Origin of the sequence: Treponema pedis, assembly GCF_017161325.1 — a bacterium.
Lineage (GTDB): Bacteria > Spirochaetota > Spirochaetia > Treponematales > Treponemataceae > Treponema_B > Treponema_B pedis.
The window spans coordinates 423870-444385 of record NZ_CP045670.1; the positions used below are offsets into that span (position 1 = coordinate 423870).

General features: G+C 36.1%; 15 protein-coding genes. 11 read left to right on the forward strand and 4 right to left on the reverse strand.

The features are described 5' to 3' along the window. Nucleotides 1–57: 57 nt before the first annotated feature. The 3 genes from DYQ05_RS13535 to DYQ05_RS01890 are packed head-to-tail and all read right to left on the reverse strand — an operon-like array spanning nt 58 to nt 3071. On the reverse strand, nt 58–471 hold the full coding sequence (locus DYQ05_RS13535; protein WP_252723477.1) for a hypothetical protein: 414 nt from the start codon (nt 469–471) through the stop codon (nt 58–60). Beyond that, nucleotides 407–1105 (reverse strand): hypothetical protein, encoded by a 699-nt coding sequence (locus tag DYQ05_RS13540; RefSeq protein WP_252723478.1) that lies wholly within the window; start codon nt 1103–1105, stop codon nt 407–409. The genes DYQ05_RS13535 and DYQ05_RS13540 overlap by 65 nt, the downstream gene beginning before the upstream one ends. Further along, the gene (locus DYQ05_RS01890) at nt 1065–3071 is read right to left on the reverse strand and encodes an insulinase family protein (protein WP_252723479.1); all 2007 of its coding nucleotides are present in this window, start codon (nt 3069–3071) and stop codon (nt 1065–1067) included. The genes DYQ05_RS13540 and DYQ05_RS01890 overlap by 41 nt, the downstream gene beginning before the upstream one ends. Nucleotides 3072–3250: 179 nt before the next feature. Between DYQ05_RS01890 and guaA the strand changes: the two genes are divergently transcribed. The 11 genes from guaA to DYQ05_RS01945 all read left to right on the forward strand — a co-directional run bounded on the left by guaA (nt 3251) and on the right by DYQ05_RS01945 (nt 17812). Continuing rightward, nucleotides 3251–4783, forward strand: coding sequence for a glutamine-hydrolyzing GMP synthase (gene guaA / locus DYQ05_RS01895; protein ID WP_024468734.1), 1533 nt, complete (start codon nt 3251–3253; stop codon nt 4781–4783). A 2307-nt stretch (nt 4784–7090) separates the two neighbouring features. Beyond that, complete coding sequence (locus DYQ05_RS01900) at nt 7091–8242, forward strand: DNA cytosine methyltransferase (RefSeq protein ID WP_020964202.1); 1152 nt, start codon at nt 7091–7093, stop codon at nt 8240–8242. Between the two features lie 27 nt (nt 8243–8269). Then, on the forward strand, nt 8270–9355 hold the full coding sequence (locus tag DYQ05_RS01905) for an HpaII family restriction endonuclease (protein WP_024465418.1): 1086 nt from the start codon (nt 8270–8272) through the stop codon (nt 9353–9355). Next, nucleotides 9352–9798: a very short patch repair endonuclease gene (locus DYQ05_RS01910; protein ID WP_020964204.1), complete on the forward strand. Its 447-nt coding sequence runs from the start codon at nt 9352–9354 to the stop codon at nt 9796–9798. Before DYQ05_RS01905 ends, DYQ05_RS01910 begins: the two co-directional genes overlap by 4 nt. 1133 nt (nt 9799–10931) lie before the next feature. Further along, nucleotides 10932–11921 carry an HPr(Ser) kinase/phosphatase gene (hprK, locus tag DYQ05_RS01915; RefSeq protein WP_024466616.1) on the forward strand — a complete coding sequence of 330 codons (990 nt, stop codon included), beginning with the start codon at nt 10932–10934 and terminating at the stop codon, nt 11919–11921. Nucleotides 11922–11933: 12 nt separating this feature from the next. Beyond that, on the forward strand, nt 11934–12200 hold the full coding sequence (locus DYQ05_RS01920; protein WP_024466615.1) for an HPr family phosphocarrier protein: 267 nt from the start codon (nt 11934–11936) through the stop codon (nt 12198–12200). A gap of 150 nt (nt 12201–12350) precedes the next feature. Next, nucleotides 12351–13817: a hypothetical protein gene (locus DYQ05_RS01925; RefSeq protein WP_206183731.1), complete on the forward strand. Its 1467-nt coding sequence runs from the start codon at nt 12351–12353 to the stop codon at nt 13815–13817. Then, the gene (locus DYQ05_RS01930) at nt 13817–14824 is read left to right on the forward strand and encodes an efflux RND transporter periplasmic adaptor subunit (RefSeq protein WP_020964209.1); all 1008 of its coding nucleotides are present in this window, start codon (nt 13817–13819) and stop codon (nt 14822–14824) included. The genes DYQ05_RS01925 and DYQ05_RS01930 overlap by 1 nt, the downstream gene beginning before the upstream one ends. A gap of 3 nt (nt 14825–14827) precedes the next feature. After that, entirely contained in the window at nt 14828–15523 is a 696-nt protein-coding gene (locus DYQ05_RS01935) for an ABC transporter ATP-binding protein (protein WP_020964210.1), read from the forward strand. Between the two features lie 10 nt (nt 15524–15533). After that, nucleotides 15534–16796, forward strand: coding sequence for an ABC transporter permease (locus DYQ05_RS01940; RefSeq protein WP_020964211.1), 1263 nt, complete (start codon nt 15534–15536; stop codon nt 16794–16796). 5 nt (nt 16797–16801) lie between these two features. Continuing rightward, nucleotides 16802–17812, forward strand: a complete 1011-nt coding sequence (locus tag DYQ05_RS01945) for an amino acid--tRNA ligase-related protein (protein ID WP_206183732.1) — start codon at nt 16802–16804, stop codon at nt 17810–17812. Between the two features lie 141 nt (nt 17813–17953). On the opposite strand, the gene DYQ05_RS01950 is transcribed toward DYQ05_RS01945, so the two are convergent. Next, the gene (locus tag DYQ05_RS01950) at nt 17954–20509 is read right to left on the reverse strand and encodes a heavy metal translocating P-type ATPase (protein WP_206183733.1); all 2556 of its coding nucleotides are present in this window, start codon (nt 20507–20509) and stop codon (nt 17954–17956) included. Nucleotides 20510–20516 lie beyond the last annotated feature (7 nt).

Sequence of the window (20516 nt, forward strand, 5' to 3'; positions counted from 1 at the left end):
AATCTGAATAATTATACCATAAAAAGGCGGTATTTGCAATTATTAATTTAAGGGTGTTTAAATCCTTTCCGATATAATTTGATTCGGCAAGATTTCTTTTACCGCTTTACAGGAAGCAATTGCGGATTCCGAAGCTAGTATTGTCGAGGAAAGCGTATTTTTGTTTTGCAAAAGAGTTTCGGCACAAGTGCGTAAATCATCGGCCGTTGTTTTAAGCATATTTTCAACCGTCCGTTTTTTCACGTTATACGATATTCCTGATAAAATATCTTTAAATGCGTTTGCTCCCTTTCCTGAAGGAGTAAGAGGTGTGAGTTCCCGTCCGTATCTTCCGGTAATTAAACTTTCAATAGTTTTTTCCGAAAAATCTTCTTTCAGGGTTTGTCCGATTGCATTTAAAAATTCGTTAAGTGAATTTACCGGATTCGGGTCGCGGTATGAAACAAGGGCAAGAAAGGATTCTGCCGCCATAGGAACCGTAAATGCACCGTAAGCGCCGCCTATGCTCCGGATTTTTTTCCCATAAGGGTCCGTTTGAAAGCCATTTGCATAAAACAGCTTCTGCAGCCTGCTCCATTGTTCCGAAAGCGGAAGATTTAAACACGGAAACTGCAAAGCCTACTTGAAGCTGAGCCGGAATAAGCTCGAGTCTGTTTTTTTCTTCTTTTTTAAATTTAAATTCATTTTCAAAATTTAAATTCGTTCTTTTAACGGGAGCTTTAAAAGATGAAGTTGAAGATGTTATGTTTTTTTCCAAAGCTCTTTTTAAATCGGCAATATTTTTTCCGGTTCCCGTAACTTCGACTATAATACCTGAGTTAAAAACGGTTTTATATATTGAAGACAATTTTTCAATTAAACCATTAAGAGCCTTTTCATTTTTAATTTCGGAATAAACGTTTCTTAAAAATTTAAGCTGTGAAATTCCTGAAAGGAGTTCCCGCTTTGCATTTTTTTCCGAAAGGGGAGCCGCCGCACGGAGAAGTGCAAATGTATTACCGTCTAAGGCCGGTAAACTTTCAAAATCGTTTTTGCGCTGCGTTACCAAATCGGTTAACCGTTTTTTATCCGAAAATGAAACCGTCTTTAAAAGGCTCGAATACAAAGTCCATTGTTTCCGGAATTAACTCGCCGAGCATTTTTCCCGAAACCGTTATCCAATCTCTTCCCGCAATTTGTTCTATACTTAATTTGTTTGTATTTTTTAAAATAGGAACATCTTTGCACGGACTCATAGAAAATACGGCGGCACTTGCTCCGAAACCTCCGAGTAAATTGGCTGCTTTTGAAGATGCTTCACTCCATGTTAATTTATCGGTACTCATATTCAGCATACAAGATGTTAAAAGCGGTATATACTTATACTCGTCATCGGACAGATTATCTATGGGAAATGCTATTTGAAAATAGCCGATTTCATTTGTAGGCTGTTCGTGAAGAACAACGGGAACTTCTTTTATAAAGATAAGCTCCTCAGGAGCCGGTTTGGGCAGGGGCGGTAAATCTTTTTTTGAAATACTCGGAATAAGTGCAAGATGTTCTAGGCTATCGGGAGTTTGTTTAAACTTATCCGCCTTTTCCTGTTCTTCAAGCATAGCTCGGCGCTCTTTTTCGGAAAGAGTTTTTTCAAACATTTCGGCTCGTTTTTCCAAGCTTTTATCCAAGCGTTTGCAAAACTCCTTGTCCGGGTATACTATTGTAAGAGCATAGTGATTATTGTCTATTAAATATTTTTGAATTAAATTTTCTACATAACGATTTTCAGTTTCAATATCTTTTTTAATTTTTTTAAACGTCTTAGTATATTGAATAGTGCTTTCGGGATTATGTCCGTATGTCCAGCCGTTCATAGCGCGCTCCATAAGCGTAATTCCGAAAGGCCCGTAATTTCTTTTTATTTCTCGGTTACTGAAATCTATGGAATGAATTGCAGTTTCTATTTCTTTTTTACTTATTCCGTCTTTTACCAATTTACGTAAAGCGTTAAACACCGTATTTTTAAATTCATCATGTTTTCCGCGCTTTGCATCTTTTATTCCGAATGTAAAAGTAATATTTCGTATACTTTTACTTACTCCGTTATAGGCATATAAGTCTTCACATATTCCGGACTCAAGTAATATTTTATTTAAGTAAGCCCCGTTATGTCCTATCAGAATTTCGCCGATTAAAAAAGCTTGCATCAGTTTTTCGGTATCGAAGGTTTCAGGTAAAAGCCAATTAAGCACTGCGGATTCTTTTGTACCGTCATCGCTTTCACTTGCCGGAGCGGGAACCGAAAAGGTAAGAGGTTTTTTATAAGGTTTAATGGGCGGAACAAAGTCGGGTTTTTCGGCAGCTTCAAATTTTGAAAGAAATTTTTCTTCTAAGAATTTCATTTGTTTTTCCGTAGGAATATTTCCCATTAAAAATATGCGGCAGTTTACGGGGTGGTAATATTTTTTGTGGAAAGCCTTGTATTCTTCATAAGTAAGGTCAGGAATTTCCAAGGGACTCCCCCCTGAGTCTTTTTCGTATATACTTCCCTTGCAAATTGATGCGGTTGCAGCATCATACATAACTCCGTCAAAGTCCGAATAGTTTGCCCTCATTTCATTTAAAACAACGCCCTGTACGCTTACTCTTCCGTCTTCTCCTATTTCAAAGCGGTGCCCTTCCTGTTTAAAGGCCCATTCTGCAAGATTCGGAAAGAATACGGCATCGCCGTACACGGACATTAAATTAAAATAATCGGCTTCAACGACGGAGCTTGCAGGATACACGGTTTTATCCGGATAAGTCATTGCATTTAAAAAAGTGTTTACGCTTTGCTTTACTAAAACCATAAAAGGGTCTTTTAGCGGATAATTTTTCGAGCCGCATAAAACCGTATGCTCTATTATATGTGCGACTCCGGTGGAATTGGGCGAGGAAGTCATAAAATTATATGAAAATAAATTCTCTTCATCGTCATTTAAAATATGATAAAGTTCCAAGCCTGTTTTTTTGTGGCGTGCATAAACGCCTACGGCATTAAATTCCGGTAAGGGATTTTTACTTATAATTTCAAATCCGTAAATCAGTTCACTCATATAAAATATTCTCCGAAAAGTATTTTAATTTAATATAAGGAAAAATTCAATAAGTCCGAATTGCCGTATGAAAAATAGCGGTGCGGAAAAAATACGGCGTTTAAGACCTGCCGGATATCCGGCTCTTGAAAAATATGCCGATTTGGTATAAAACCATATCGGTAAAAGGATTTTAAATGATGAACACTGATGAAAGAATTTTAATTGTAGATTTCGGCGGACAGTATAATCAGCTTATTGCCAGACGGGTAAGAGAACTTAATGTTTATTCTGAAATTGTAAATTATAAAAACGCTATTAGTGCAGCAGCGGAAAATAAACCTGTAGGTATTATTTTTACGGGAGGGCCTAACAGCGTTTATGAAAAAGATGCTCCTAAACCGGATAAAAAAATATTTGATATGGGAATTCCGATTTTGGGAATTTGTTACGGTATGCAGGTTATGGCCGATTGTTTGGGCGGAAGTGTGGAAAAAGCTTTAAAAAACGAATTCGGAAAAACGGAAACAATATTTAACCTCAGCCATCCGCTTTTTAAAAACATAAAACAAAATTCTGCCGTATGGATGAGTCATATCGACAGTGCAGCAAATCTTCCGTCCGGATTTATTCCTATTGCGGAAACATTAAATACAAAAAATGCCGCAATGGCAAATGACGTAAAAAAATTATACGGTATCCAGTTTCATGCCGAAGTTGAACATACGGAAGAGGGGAAAAAAATCATTGAAAACTTTTTATCCATTTGCGGTGCCAAACGCAGTTGGAATATGAAAAGCTTTTTAAATGATGCCGTTAAAGAAGTACAAGATACGGCAAAGGACGGAAAAATTCTTCTTGCTCTTTCGGGAGGTGTAGACTCTTCCGTTTTGGCGGCTCTTTTAAATAAAGCCGTAGGAAAAAATTTAACTTGTATTTTTGTAGACCACGGACTTATGCGGAAAAATGAAGGCGATGAGGTTGAAACCGTTTTTGCAAATTCCGAAATGAATTTTATAAGGGTGAATGCAAAGAAGCGTTTTTTAGATAAATTAAGGAGCGTAACGGAACCTGAAAAAAAACGCAAAATAATCGGAGAAGAATTTATCCGCGTTTTTGAAGAAGAAGCGAAAAAACTTGGAACAATCGATTTTTTAGCGCAGGGAACAATCTATGCGGATATTGTGGAAAGCGGAATAAACGGTTCGGCCGTAATAAAAAGCCACCACAACGTGGGAGGACTCCCTGAAAACATAGGTTTTAAGGCTTTAATTGAACCATTACGTACCCTGTTTAAAGATGAAATAAGACTTTTAGGAAAAGAACTCGGGCTTCCTGATTATCTTGTATACCGCCAACCCTTTCCGGGGCCCGGTCTTGCAATAAGAATTATAGGAGAGGTTACGGAAGAAAAACTGAACATTTTGCGGGAAGCCGACGCAATTTGGCGCAGCGAACTTGAAAATAGCGGCATAAAAAAAGAGTTAAGCCAATACTTTGCCGTTTTAACCGGAAACAAAAGCGTAGGTGTAATGGGAGACTTCAGAACTTACGATTATACCTTGGCATTGCGCGCCGTAAAAACCTCGGATTTTATGACCGCAGATTGGGTTCGCATTCCTTATGAAATTCTCGATAAGGTTTCTTCTAAAATTATAAACGAGGTAAGCGGAATAAACAGAATAGTTTACGACATAACTTCAAAACCTCCGGCAACCATCGAGTGGGAGTAAGACCGCTTCTTAACATATTTACAAAATACCGATAAAAGTGTATAGTTACTTTAATGGCTGATACCACTTTTGTATTATGTTTCTCTCTTTTATGTTCAAAAGATACAGATATAAACCCATATATTGTCATCGGTTCGCTTTGGTTGTAATAATATAATTGATTTTTCTCATACATTATTTCTATTATTTTTATACTTGCATAGAGTCAAGTGTTACTATAATAGCTTCTTATAGTAATAATTTGAATTAACTTGCGAATACATGCTATTTTTTTGTTGCTTGTTTTTAACAATAAAATTCCTATACCGAATCTATCATCTAATATGAATACCGGTGTCATAGCATTCAGATGTAAATAAGGAAGAAATAATTTTAAGTTATTTTGGAGTAATATAAGTAAGTGTTTGCAAAATTACCTAAACGGGTATGCAGTTTTTCAATTCTATGAATTCCTTTAGCAGTTCGATCTGATATTCTGTATAAGAAGTAATATCTTCAATATCTGTATTATGTATATAAAATGAATTATTTATAGAATGGAGCTATCTACATGCGGTGATCTGTTTTTGGTTACATATAAAATCCTCTATTTGTTATAATTCTTCCCATATAGCGAACAAGTGTAATACTTTTTGAATCCTTAAATATTGATTATTTGTTATCGTTTCAAAATGTTGGCAAAAACAGTATGCAATAATTCAAGTGTTCTTTATGCAACCTTGAATATGTGTTTAGAAGATAGTATTTGTATCATTGAAAATAAATCATTTTTTATTTCCATATATATTAATAACTGATAGTATTGATTGTTTTATACTTTTGATTTATTTTCAATATAGTTTTATTGTTTATTATAAACTTAATTGATATATTGGATCGTTTTAAGTATACTATTATCTCTTGTGTCTTTATCCTATAGCTAAAGAATAAATTTAATAGGTGTATTATTAAGATATTTATGAGATGGAATACAACCAAATTCAAAACAAGTAAATTTAGGAGAGTTTAAAGATAAAACAGTCTGTCAAAACTCATAAACAAGTATGACATCACGAGATAAAAAAAATTACTTTCATGTTATAATATTTTAACTAAATAAAACATTCGTATGAAGGCAAAGAAATGCACATAGGATGTCCTATATATATAATAATACTTGCTTCCTAATAAAAACAACTGGCTGAAGACAATTACAAGATGTTTGATGAGGTAAAACAACAATTGAAAATCATCGATTGATGTCACTATAAATTAAAACTTTTCAGTAAAAATAAAAAGCCGCGTGCTGCCCTTATTTGACGGTGTTTTGGACTCCATAGGCCATACCTCAACAGATGATGCGCCCGATATAAAAAAGGAGGCATTTACATTTTTGAAAATAAAAGTTCTATTCCCATAAGAAAAAGACAGAGTAGATACGGAATAAAATTATTTTAAAAATACAAGAAATAAGAAAGAAAAAGCCGTCTCAGGGTTTACAAAGAGAATCTGTGCAATAATGACAAGAGTGCATCTTTTCGACAAAGCTCCAAGTATAGCGACAATCGGAATAATAATACGAAAATATCGTATGTTTTATTGAGCCGATATAAAAAATCGCAGGAAGCGCTCAAAAGCAGGTAAAAAAGCAGCACGGCGACAACGAAAACCGTATAATTTAAGAGCTGAAAAAAAATAATCGAATTCGATATGAAGCATATAAGACCTACCAGGTTGTAAACTGCACTATGCGGAATTTACCAATACACAAGAACGGCGATGATGTATAATATATCAATCTTTTGTACATCTGTCAGTGTAAAGAAAACTCTAAATGAAACTACTCAAAGATTCGGCAAAGGTATAATCATTGTCAATGACAACGGCAGCGAAAACATGTACAAGGCAAGACAACAGCTTTCTTCTGAAAGAATTGTTCAGTATTGGTATCGTCCGTATAAACCGAAAGATAAGTCGCTTCTATAGCACTTCATCGGAATATTGCACAGCGAATATCTTGACGGCATTATGAACCGATGTCTGCCCCTGAACTCCAAAAATGGTAGACCGATGGTTTGTAAGGTATGAAACATATTCGTCTACATGGAGCATTAAAGTTCTTGACTCCAAAGCAATTTACGGATACATTTGACTCTGGTTAAACTTTCTGATATGTCCTACACGTTATGAGTACGGACAACAGTCTTTTATTTTAAACAAAAAAGTGGTATAATAAAACATATAAAATCTATTTTAAAAAATGATACTATGAGATTTTAATATGATAAATTATGAAAATTATTGATTGATTGATTGATGGATTGATTGATGGATATTATAGATAAGACCGGTTTTAAGGTACTGAAGATATTGAAACTGTTATACTTAATAATTTTAATAAAGTATATGAATAATTTAGTTATAATATTGAGGACATTATTGAATACAAATGAGGATGAGAAAATGTATAAATCTATTGATTTATTTGCCGGCATCGGAGGAATAAGATTAGGATTCGATCAGGCTTTTAAGAATGATATTAAAACTGTTTTCATAAGTGAATGGGATGAAAAAGCGATGGAAACTTATAAAGCAAATTTTGGTGATAATATAGATGTTGTTGGAGACATTACTGAAATTGATGAAAAAGATATACCTAGTCATGATATATTATTGGCAGGATTCCCATGCCAGGCTTTTTCTCTCGCAGGGCATAAAAAAGGTTTTGAAGATGCGAGAGGTACATTATTTTTTGATGTTGCAAGAATTATAAAATATCATAGACCGAAGGTTGTGTTTTGTGAGAATGTCAAAAATCTTGTTAATCACGATAGAGGGCGTACGTTTCAGATTATAAGAAATATTTTGGAGGAATTGAGTTATGCGGTGTTTTATCAGGTTTTGAACAGCAAAGATTTCGGAGTTCCGCAAAACAGAGAGAGGATATATATTGTAGCATTCAGGAATGACATAGCACCTTCGGATTTTGTATTCCCGCAAAAAACAGATGACACAAAAGTTATAAAAGATATAGTTGAAGAAAATGAAGTGTCTTCAAAGTACTATTTATCTACGGCTTACTTAACATCCTTAAAAAGGCACAAAGTGAGACATATTTCAAAGGGAAACGGTTTCGGATATGAAGTCAGAGAAGCAACTTCCGTGGCTGGAGCTATTGTGTGCGGCGGAATGGGAAGAGAGAGAAATCTTATCATTGATGAACGCTTGACGGATTTTACTCCGGTTACTCATATTAAAGGCGAGGTAAATAGAGAATATATTCGTAAGATGACTCCGAGAGAATGGGCAAGACTTCAGGGGTTCCCTGATGAATTCAAGTTGCCGGTTGCAGATACGCACTTGTATAAACAATTCGGAAATTCGGTAACGGTTCCCGTCATACGCGCAATTGCCGAACAGATCAAGCTGTATCTTGAAAAAGTAAATGCGGAAACTAAAAAAAAGAGAATAATCATATAAACAGATTGCTATTGTATGGAGGTAGTGATGATTACGGGAAATAAAGGAGAATGGTCGGAAATATATGTTTTATTAAGGCTCCTGGCAGACGGGAAGATATATGCGGCCGACAGTGAATTGAATAAACTGAAAGATGTGTACTTCCCTATCATTAAGATAATAAGAGAAGAGAACAAAGGTGAAATCAAGGAATACTCTACAGGAGAGATCGTAGCCATATACATTAACGGTTCAAAAGTAAAAGAATTACCTGCGACTGAGTTTGAAATGCAGTCCGAACTTCTGTTAAATGAAATCAACTCTAAAATTTCAAAAGGGGCATTTTCTGTAGAAAAAACGCAGAATTTTATGGATAAAATTTTGTGTTATAAGCTGTCGGCACCCGCAACGGACAAAAGCGATATTACAATAAAAATAATCGATATAAATACCGGTTACAGCCCTACAGTAGGGTTTTCCATAAAATCGGAATTGGGTTCTTCCCCTACTCTGTTAAATGCAGGGAAAACCACAAACTTTATTTATAAAATCATCCACGGTTATCCCGACTTGGTTCGAGAAGCAAACGAAATATATATCGTATCGGCGGGTAAAAATCACACGGATGTCAGAGGACGAATCAATAAAATCATTGACGAAAACGGGCAATTGAAATATTGGAAAATGAATAATCAGACTTTTAGGGATAATTTGGTATTGATTGACAGCAATATGGACAAAATCATCGCCGAAACTCTTTTGTATTTCTATAGAGACGGGATAAGCAACTGCGATGAAATGGTTGAAAAACTTGAACGGGAAAATCCTATGAACTATGGAAATGTCAATGCTTATAGGTATAAGTTCAAGAAGTTCCTGACTGCCGTAGCATTGGGAATGAAACCCGCTACGGTTTGGGACGGTGTGGATGAAGCAACCGGAGGATATATTGTCGTAACGAAAGAAGGCTATGTTCTTGCATATCATATATACAACAGAAATTACTTTGAAGAATACTTATTGAAGAACACAAAATATGAAACGGCATCCACTTCAAGGCATGATTTTGGGGAAATATACAGCGAGAACGGGAAAGATTTTATTAACTTAAATTTGCAAGTGAGATTCAGATGATGAAGAAAAATAAGCCCATGACAAGAAGTGAAAATATGGCGAGAGTTAAAAGTAAGAATACAAAGCTTGAAATTTTTTTTAGGAAACTTTTATGGCACAGGGGTTTTAGATATAGGGTTAATTATAAGAAATTACCTGGAAGTCCCGATATTTATATTCCTAAATACAAGGTTGCTATATTTGTAAACGGGTGCTTTTGGCACATGCATGAAAATTGTAAATATTCATCTATCCCCAAGAATAATCACAATTTTTGGAAAAATAAACTTGAAGGAAATGTCGAAAGAGATAAGCAAAACTACAGTCAACTTGAAAGGACAGGCATTAAAGTAATAGTTGTTTGGGGATGTGAAATTAAAAATATGATGAAAGACAGCTTGGTTTTAGAAAAAGAATTAGATTCAACACTCCAAAAGATTTTTTATAATTCTTTAAAGAAGTAAAATAATGTTTAAATATGCAGCCTCCTATGAAAAATATGTCGGAATTTAGATTTTTTTCTGGTAGTGGATTTATTTTACCGTAGATGAAAAGCAGTTATATTTCTTGTTATGTATTTGAAATCATGTAGTGATAGATAATTTAGGGAGTATTTTGAAAACAGAAGGTTTAGATGGAAAGACAAGCGGTATTAAAGTTTATGTAATAATTTTGTTTTTTATTAAGAAAGAATAACATGTTTTACTAATGGTTGTTCATATAAATATCTTAATATAATTATTAATTAAACAAATCAATTATATGCATTTATTTACGGATAATTTTATCCTAAATCAAATTAATAGTAAATATATAAAAAGGAATATTTTAAATAATTAAACAGGAATATTATAAGCTATATCGATTATATTGATATTTAAATGGAAATTATCGGTTCCAAGATAAATTCATAAGGCAAGTTCATGTTGTGAAGAGCATGAAAAGGTTTGTTTTTTCCCAGTGAAAATGAAGCGGTGAGCCGCTCAAATAATTTTTTTTAACAAACATATCTTAATTTCCGAAATGAACTCTGTGAAATAGTATACATTTGTCTCGGTTTCAAATACAATATACATTCAAATCAAAGATGTTCGTCAGCAGTATAAATTGCATTGTTGTTTTTTTACTCACTGATTCTATTTTTTTCAGTTTACACTGATGTTTCTCCTTCATCCGACTTCTGTTAAAGCAATCGTCTTGTCTGGCGGAACGAGTCGTGAACCGAAGCTTCGGCATTAGTTGACCGTATATGCTTCATTTTCTTTTAGTCTCGTGACGAAAACTATACTTTTTGCGGAATTTGGCAATATTTCGTAGTTATAGATGAAAACCTTATGTAAATTTAAAATCATGTCTAAACTATATTTATTGTTATTACAAATATATACGGAATAAGTGCTTTATTACTTTATGTTTGCAGTATACTTGTAAAAAATCGGATAAATAAGAGAAATATAGATAATAAGTTCGGTTTTAATAATAACAACATTTATTTTATGATAATTATATGAAATAATATCAGAGTACATTTTTTATTGGAATAATGCCGCTTCTTAACATATTTACAAAATAGCGATAAAAGTGTATAGTTGCTTTAATGGCTGATACCACTTTTTCGGTGCTTAATCTTTTGGATTTGGACTTGCAAAAACATGATTCTCTTGAGCTTACCTGCGTATCAGGCCGGACCGGACTTTCAAACAAGATTGTTCTGCCCGATATAAATAGGCCGGGTCTTGCCCTTTCAGGTTTTTTCGATTCTTTTGCGAATGAAAGAGTTCAGCTTTTCGGACGCGGAGAAAATGCTTATCTTAAAACTTTAATTGAAAAGAAGGACCTTTCTACCATAGAACAGATGTTTTCAAAAAAGATTCCGTGTTGTATTTTTTCACACGGTTTAAATCCGCCTCAGGAATTTTTAGAAATAACTGATAGATATGAATGCCCTATTTTAAAATCGGAACTTTCGTCAAGCGAATTGGCTTTGCGCCTTTTGAGAGTTTTATCGAATACGTTCGCTCCTAAAATTTTGCTTCACGGCGTTTTAGTTGAAGTTTTCGGATTAGGTATTTTAATTACGGGAAGCTCAGGTGTAGGAAAAAGCGAAACGGCTCTTGAACTTGTAGAGCGCGGACATCGCCTTGTAGCGGATGATGTTGTAGAAATTTCCTGTATAAACGGAAACACTCTGGTGGGCAGAGGAGCCAACAAGGTTATCGGGCATCATATGGAAATACGCGGATTGGGTATTATAAATATACGGCAGCTTTACGGTATAGGAGCCGTTAGAGATGTAAAACAAATACAGCTTGTTGCAAAATTGGAAGAATGGAATGCGGAGAAAATTTACGATAGGCTTGGAACCTCAGGTCTTACAATGGATATTCTCGATGTTAAAATTCCTATGGTGGAAATTCCGGTTAAGCCGGGACGGAATGTTCCCATTATTTTGGAAACCGCTGCAAAAAACGAAAGGCTTAAAAGCATGGGGTATTTTTCGGCATTGGAATTCGGCAGAAACGTTTTGCGTTGGATTGAATCCGATTCGGCACGTTCGCCGTACTATACCGATGACGATACTTATTAAAAGGATATATTTATGATTTCAAAAACCGTTAAAGTTCAAAACAGAGCCGGCATACATGCCCGTCCTGCTTCGTTAATTGCACAAAAATCGAATGCCTTTGCTTCCGATATTTTTTTGTGCCGCGATACAAGTAAAATTAATGCAAAATCCGTTATAGGTATAATTACAATGGCTGCAACTTACGGGACGGAGCTCACGCTTACTTGTGAAGGGCCTGACGAACAAGCCGCTTGCGACGCTATAGAAAATATTTTTAATAACAAATTTGAAGAAGAATAGACAGTTAAAAATATCCGGTTTGGTATGTCGGACTTTTTTGCATATATCCTGAAAATTTAAAAAACGGAGTTCCTCTTTTAATTTTTCTCTTGACATTTTATAAAATTTAGGTATACTAATAAGATATAAAACAATTACAGGCGGACTGTTATGAAAAAAAATACTTTTTTAACAATATTTTTTATTTTTGCTTTTTTTGCAGTGCCGGTTTTTCCGCAAGAAAATATTTATAATAACCTTCTCGAATACAGATACGGCAACGACCCCGATTTTTCACTTATTAAAAATAATTCGGAAATAGCAAAAAATAATTATAACTCGGCTAAGGTAAATTCTCTTTTTGCAATTGAACTGAGCACAGGTAAAATGAATCTTACGCTTACTTCCGATAAAGAAAAAGCGAAATTTTCAATGGAGCCTTATGCTTTGCTGGGTATGCCCGTTTACAATAATCTTGCTTTAAAACTCACTTCTCCATTCAGCACTGCCGATAACGGTCAAACTTCAAATAAGGGTTTTTCCTTGGGGCTTTCCGCCGATATTTACGGTCAAACGAGAAATAAGTTTAAACTTCAAATCGAAGAGGCTTACGAAAATATGAAACAAGCCGAAAAAAAGCTTCTTATCGGTAAACAGCTTATTGAAAAAAAACTTCTTACCGACATTCAAAAAATGTTTACCGAATACTCGCTTGTGCTTTCAAAAAAACTGAATACGGTTCAAGCCAATATAAAATATCTTCAAACCGTAGCGCAGGGCTTTAGCGAAAACTCCGCAAAATTGCGTACCGCAAAACTTTCACTTATGTCTTCAGAACGTGAAGAAAAAGAAGCCGAATTTTCTTTTACCGTTTCCTTAAAAATCTTTTCCGAATCATGCGGCATACGGCTTGATGAAAGTAAGACCGATGATTTTCTTGTTAAACTTGCTTCTTCCATACCGAAAACAAAAATAACTTCAATCGAAAATTTAAGTGAAGAAAACTACAGCGTTATTTTAAAAGCGGAAAGGGATTATAAAAATGCCCTTGTACGGAATAAAATAGAGTTAAATACTTTTACCTTATCGGGAGAAATGGGATTTTCGGATATGAATATTAAAACCCCTTTAACGGAGAAAAATGAAAAGTCCGTAAGTACCGGTTTAAATATGCTTTTGCCCGGAATAAAACTTTCAACGGGGCTTCTTTTTCCGCTATCGGAAAAAAATTCCGTAAAGTCCGAAAAAGAGCCGTCTTTTCAATTATCTCTTGCAATAAACCCTATAGCGATGTACGATTATGCGCTTAAAAGAAAAAATACGAATCTTTTAAATTTAAACGAAAGGATAAAACTGAATGAAATAAAACGTAATTTTGAAAACGAATTTAAGTCATTTAAAATTCAAAAAGAAAAATTTGAATGGCAGCAAAATTTATATAGTGAAGAACTTGACGTATATAAAAAAAATGCGGAAGACCATGCACAATGGTTTACGCGCGGCGTAATAAGCTCTTTTGAAAATATGCAGGCGGATATAGAATATAAAAAGGCTCTTATGCGCTATGCAGATGCAAATATCAATGTAAATATTTTTAATGTAAACATAAAAGAATTATTTGAAACCGGAGGTAAATAATGGAACGGACGGAATTTGAAAAAAAGAAAGCGAACAAACGGAAAAAAAGAATTAAAAAAATTTTTATAAGTATTGCAGTTGTTGTTTTATTGTCGGTTTTATATATGCTTTATAAAGCCGCTTTTACAAAAACCAAGGCGGGTAATTTTTCTACCGTTACGGTACGTAAAGAAACAATAAAAGAACAAATTCAAATTTCCGGTTATATAGAGCCTGCTCAAAAACAAGTTTTACAAGCCTTAGGCGACGGTATTGTAAAACGTGTAAATGTAAAAGAAGGGGATAGCGTTAAAAAAGGAGACTTGATTTTTGCTCTGGACAGTACGCAGCAAGAGCTTCAAGTTGAAAAGCAGGAGCTTGCCATAGCTCAAGAATCCGTACGCGGTTCTTCACGGCAGCTTACCCTAATGCAGGAAGAATTAAAAATGTTAAAACTGCAATTAAGGGATAGAAGTATTTATGCAAAATTCGACGGAATTATTGCGGCGCTTGATATAAGTGAAGGCACCTATGCGAAAGCTCAAAATAATTTCGGAACTCTTATAGACCGTTCCTTTTTAAAAGCCACGGTAACTGTTGCCGAAACGGACGCTTCGCGTCTTTCGGTAGGTCAAAAAACATTATTAAATTTTCAAGCCGTTCCGGGAGTTGAAGTTGAAGGAAAGGTTATCGCATACCCTTCAATTGCAAGAAGGGATTCGGAACGGGGAAATACCGTGCTTGATGTAAAAATAGTTGTAGAAAATCCTCATAAAGATATTTTACCCGGTTACTCTTTTTCCGGTATAATTGTTGCAGGCGAAAATCAAACTATATTATACGTAGAACAAAATGCAATTTTTTATGAAGAAGGCGAGCCTTATGTCAGAAAAGTAGTAAACGGAAATTCAGTTGAAAAGGTTAAAGTTGAAGTTACCGCTTATATTAACGGATTTGTTAAAATTTTATCCGGTTTACAGGAAGGAGATGTTTTGGATATTACATCTACAAGTAATAACGGGAGATAGCCTATGCTTGAAAATATTATACGCTTGGATAATGTAATTAAGACATACATAATGGGCGATGCGGAAGTGCATGCTCTTTCAGGAGTTTCTTTTGAAATCCCCAATTCTTCTTTTGTTTCGATTATGGGTCCTTCAGGTTCAGGCAAATCTACTTGTATGAATATGATAGGCTGCCTTGACCGTCCGACTTCAGGCAATATTTACATTGACGGAATTAACACCGCCGATATGAGCGAAAACGACCTTGCTGTATTGCGGAATGAAACCGTCGGTTTTGTTTTTCAACAATATTATTTACTGCCCAGTTTGACCGTTTTGGAAAATGTTATGCTTCCTCTCAGATATCAAGGTCTTTCATTTGATAAAAGAAAAAAACGAGCTTTGGAAGAATTGGAAAATGTAGGCTTATCGGAGCGTATAAAGCATAGACCCGGTGAATTATCTGGAGGACAAAAGCAGCGTGTTGCAATTGCAAGGGCCTTGGTTACGCACCCTAAAATAATTTTGGCGGACGAACCTACGGGAGCTTTGGATTCCGAAACGGGGAATTCGGTTTTGGATTTATTTTTAAAAATAAATAAAACCGGGACTGCAATAATTGTAGTTACCCATGATTTGGGAATCGGTGCTATGGCGCCGCGCTCCATTCATTTAAAAGACGGAGCGGTAATTTCCGATACTGCAAATAAAACTTTATAAGGGGATAAGTATGTTTGAAGATTTTATAAATGCTCTGCAAAATTTCAGAATAAATAAAATGCGCACCTTACTTTCCCTTTTGGGAATTGTAATCGGCGTTATGTCCGTAGTAATTATTACCACGTTAAGTCAATCTTTATCAAAATCCATATCGGCCGAGTTTGAACGGTTTTCGCTTGATACATTAACGATACGTGCGAGATGGAATCCCGATACGAAAAAGCAATGGGTTCAGTTTACGGAAGAATATAGAAATACCCTTATGCAAAAAATTCCTAAAATTAAAAATATTTTTTATACAAACGACTTTAATGCAAAATTTTCAAAAGGCAATACCGTATCGGGAAACAAACAGGTCTATGCTGTAGAGCCGGACAGACTGGAAGCTATGGGTTTACAACTGGATTACGGAACTTTTTTCAGCTTGGGAGATTATGCCTACGGCCTTCAAAAGGCGGTAATAGGGAAAAATATTGCGGAAGAACTTTTTCCGGAAGGAAGGGCGGTAGGCAAAACCGTAACACTTCAAATATCTTCAGGTTATAATGATATTCCTCCTTATAATTTTCAATTTGAAGTTATAGGAGTATTAAAAGATTCTCAATCGTGGATGGGTGCCAGCCCTGCCGAAAGCGTCTTTATTCCGCGCCAATTTTATAAACATAAATTAATGTTTGCAGGTATGGAAGCCCGCGACCTTTGGTCTGCAGAGGTTAAGCTTCTTAATTCCGAAGATATAGAATATGTGCAGGCTCAAATATTGTTGATATCTAAGGAGCTTGCAAACGGCTTTGCCCGTCCCGTTTGGGTGTTTTCCGCAAAGGAACAGCTTAACACTATAAATAAGGTTGTTTCTTTAGTAGGAGTTGTTATGACTGCCGTAGCCGCAATTTCTCTTTTGGTAGGCGGTATAGGTATTATGAACATTATGCTGGTTACAATTACGGAGCGTAGAAAAGAAATAGGTATACGTAAGGCTTTAGGGGCAACAAAGACTGCAATCAGAAATCAGTTTTTGGTAGAATCTGCGGCGCTTACACTTACCGGAGGAGTTATCGGTGTAGGAGTCGGCTTAGTAATAAGCAATGTTATTGCAAAAACCGTATTGCCTATGCTTGCGGAAAATCCTAACGATATTACCGTAATTACCGCTTTTGATATTCAAGGCATTATTATTTCATTTGCAGTAAGCGTAAGCATCGGTATATTTTTCGGTCTTCACCCCGCATTAAAGGCCGCAAAATTGGACCCGGTAGAAGCCTTAGCGGATTAATTTTTATGGATATTGAAATGCTTGAATTTAGGGCTGCTTGTATTCAAGCTGCCCGTGAATTTTTTATTCAAAATAATTATTTGGAATTGGATACCCCTTCTCTTTCCGAATCGCTTATTCCGGAAACCTGCCTGGAGGTTTTCCGAACCGAATATATTGAGCCTGACGGGAAAAAAAAGATACCGCTTTTTTTAGTGCCGTCGCCTGAGGTTTTTATTAAGCCTGTAATTGCACAAACAAAGCGTTCCGTTTTTCAGCTTTCAAAATGTTACCGCAATGTTGAATCGAAAGGAAATATTCACAGTCCCGAATTTTCTATGCTAGAATATTATACCGTAAACGCAAACTATCTTGATTCCGTTAAAATTACGGAAAAGTTTTTTCTCTTTGTTTTAGAAAAAATAAAAAACTTTCCTCTTGCAAGTCCTTTTATTTTAGACGCCTTAAAAAGCGGATTTGAATGTTTAACAATGAATGAGGCTTTTATTAAGTATGCAGGGTTTTCTCTTGCAAAAGAAAATTCGGTAAGGGCTCTCGGATTTCATGCGGAGCGGCTCGGTTTGGGAAGTGCCGAAAAATATGCTGACTGGAAGCAAGATGATTTATATGAACTTATTTTAGTTCACGCAATAGAACCAAATTTGCCGCGGAATAAGGCCGTTGCTCTTTTGGATTATCCCGCCTTTGTACCCTGTCTTGCAGCGGAAAAAAACGAAACCGTTTATAATACAAAAAATGAAGCTCTTAACTGGAAAACGATGGAGCGATGGGAAGTTTATTTAAACGGAGTGGAGCTTGCAAACTGTTACACGGAATGCCGTGATAAAGAAAAAATAGATGCTTATTTTCAAACCGAAAACGCCTTAAAGCAAAAACACGCACTTGTTCCGCATCCTCCCGTAACGGATTTCGGAAAGATTTGTGCAAATATGCCGCCGTGTTCCGGTGTTGCGATGGGCTTTGACAGATTTATTATGCTTTTAACGGGAAGAAAAACCTTAGGCGGCGTGCTTTAACCGCCGTTTTTACCGTTATTTCTCCCGGTAAGGGTGCGGCGCATATTAAATAAAATTCGGTTTACTCTTGCGCCGCCTTGGATTTTGAATGATGGGTATCGCAGATGATACTCCTTACGGCCTGCGATACTCCTGCTATCTCTATCCGATAGTATAGCCCGCTTCCGTAATCGCTTTTTTTAAGCTGTCTACGGAAACCGTTTCAGGGTGTTCAATTACGGCCGTTTTTTTCTCCAAGTCAACTTTTGCCGTTACACCTGAAATTTTTGCCAACGCTTCTTCGACAATAGAAACACAGTGGGCACATGCCATTCCGTTTACCGTTAATGTGGTTTTCATAAATTTATTCTCCTCAAATTTATTTTTTTCAGGAATTTCCTGAAGTTTATATTTAGGTTTAAAGCGGTTTAACCTGAGCGCGTTCGTTACAACCGATACTGAGCTTAAACTCATTGCCGCCGCTGCAATCATCGGGCTTAATACGATTCCGAAAGCTGGATAAAATACTCCCGCCGCAAGAGGTATACAAAGAGAGTTGTAAAATAAGGCCCAAAAAAGATTTTCTTTTATATTTCTCATAACCGAACGGCTAAGCTGTAAGGCCGCCGCCGCCGTTTGAAGGTCTCCGTTCATTAAAATAATATCCGCACTTTCTACGGCTATGTCCGTACCGTTTCCGACTGCAATTCCCACATTTGCGGTCATTAAGGCCGGCGCATCGTTTATGCCGTCTCCTATCATTGCGGTTGTTTTGCCTGACGCATTCAATTTTTCTATTTCGATTTTTTTATTTTGCGGCAAAAGTTCGGCTAAAAATTCGTCTATACCTGTTTGTGCTTTTATTGCCGCCGCGGTTTTTTTGTTGTCTCCTGTAAGCATTACGGTTTTTATGCCCATTGCTTTAAAAGAATTTACGGCATCGATACTGCCCTGCTTTATTTTATCCGCAACGGCGATAATACCTGCAAGGGTTTTTCCGTCTCCGTTTAAATTTTCAACGCCGATTAAAAGAGGCGTAGCTCCTTTTTCGGCAAGGGAATCGATTAAAGGTTTTGCCTGTATAATTTCAATTCCGTTTTTTTGCATAAGTTTTTCGTTTCCTGCAAAAATCTTTAAATCCTTGTCCGCGTTTTCGGTAATACCCGATATTCCCAAACCGTGTTCGGCTGTAAAGTTCTTTATTTTAAGCGGTTCGATTTTTTCTTCTTCGGCTTTTTTTATAACCGCATTTGCAAGAGGATGTTCGGAAAGAATTTCAAGACTGTAAGCGAATGTGAGGATTTCGGTTTCGGTAAAATTTGCCGACCTTTCTATTTGAGTAATAACCGGCTTTCCCTCGGTAACGGTTCCCGTTTTATCAAGCACAACCGTATCGGTTTTATAAGCGGTTTCCAGGGCTTCCGCGGAGCGGATTAAAATTCCCAATCCGGCTCCCTTCCCTGTACCTGCCATAATTGCCGTAGGAGTTGCAAGCCCTAAAGCACAAGGACAGGAAATAACCAAAACCGCAATTGCTCTGGAAAGAGCGAATTCGAATTGAGCTCCCGTTAAAAGCCATATTGCAAAACTTATAAGCGAAATTAAAATAACGGAAGGAACAAAATAAAGGCTTATTTTATCGGCAAGTTTTGCAACCGGCGCTTTTGAAGCTGCCGCTTCCTCGACTAATGCGATAATTTGGGAAAGAGTGGTATCGTTTCCTACGCGTTCGGCACGGAATTTAAAGGCTCCAGAAAGATTAACCGATGCGCTTATTACCTTATCGCCTGCGGTTTTTTCAACGGGAATACTTTCGCCTGTAATGGCGGATTCATCTATTGAAGAATTTCCTTCTATGATTATACCGTCTACGGGAATTGATGAGCCCGGTTTAATTAAAATAATATCGCCTTTTACGATTTCTTCTACGGGAATTTCAAGCTGAATGTTTTCGCGTATTACAAGGGCCGTTTTAGGACTCAGATTCATCAGCTTGGTAATTGCTTCGGAAGTTTTACCCTTAGCGTTTGCTTCTAAAAATTTGCCCAATGTAACAAGGGTTAAAATCATTGCGGCGGATTCAAAGTATAAATCCATTGAAAAATGCCTTACGGTTTCAAAATCGCCGTGTCCCATTCCGTAGGCCATTTTATAAATTGCATAAATTCCGTAAAGCACCGAAGCTCCGGCACCGACGGCAACAAGGGAATCCATATTGGGCACCTTACGTATAAGAGCTTTAAAACCGTTTAAAAAGAATTTTTTGTTTACAATTAAGACGGGAAGAGACAATAAAAATTGAGTAAATGCGAAAAGAACCGCATTTTTTATTCCGTGTAAAAAATGGGGAATCGGAAGTCCCGCCATGTGCCCCATAGAAATATAAAAAAGCGGCAGCATAAAAATGAGCGACCATATAAGCCTTTGTTTGATTTTTTCTTTTTCTTCGTTAGCCGCATTTGTTTGAGCGGCACGCTTATTTTCAGTTTTTTCTTTACTTGTGTTTTTATTATCCAAAACTGCATTATAACCTGCGCTTTGTACCGCTTTAATTATTTTTTCAGGCGAAATTATATTTTCGTCGTATTGAACCGTCATATTGTTCATTAAAAGATTAACTTGTACCTGTTGTATTCCGTTTTGCTTTTCTACGGCTCGTTGTACATGAGAAGAGCATGCCGAACAGCTCATTCCTAAAATGTTAAATAAGGCTTTCATACATTTA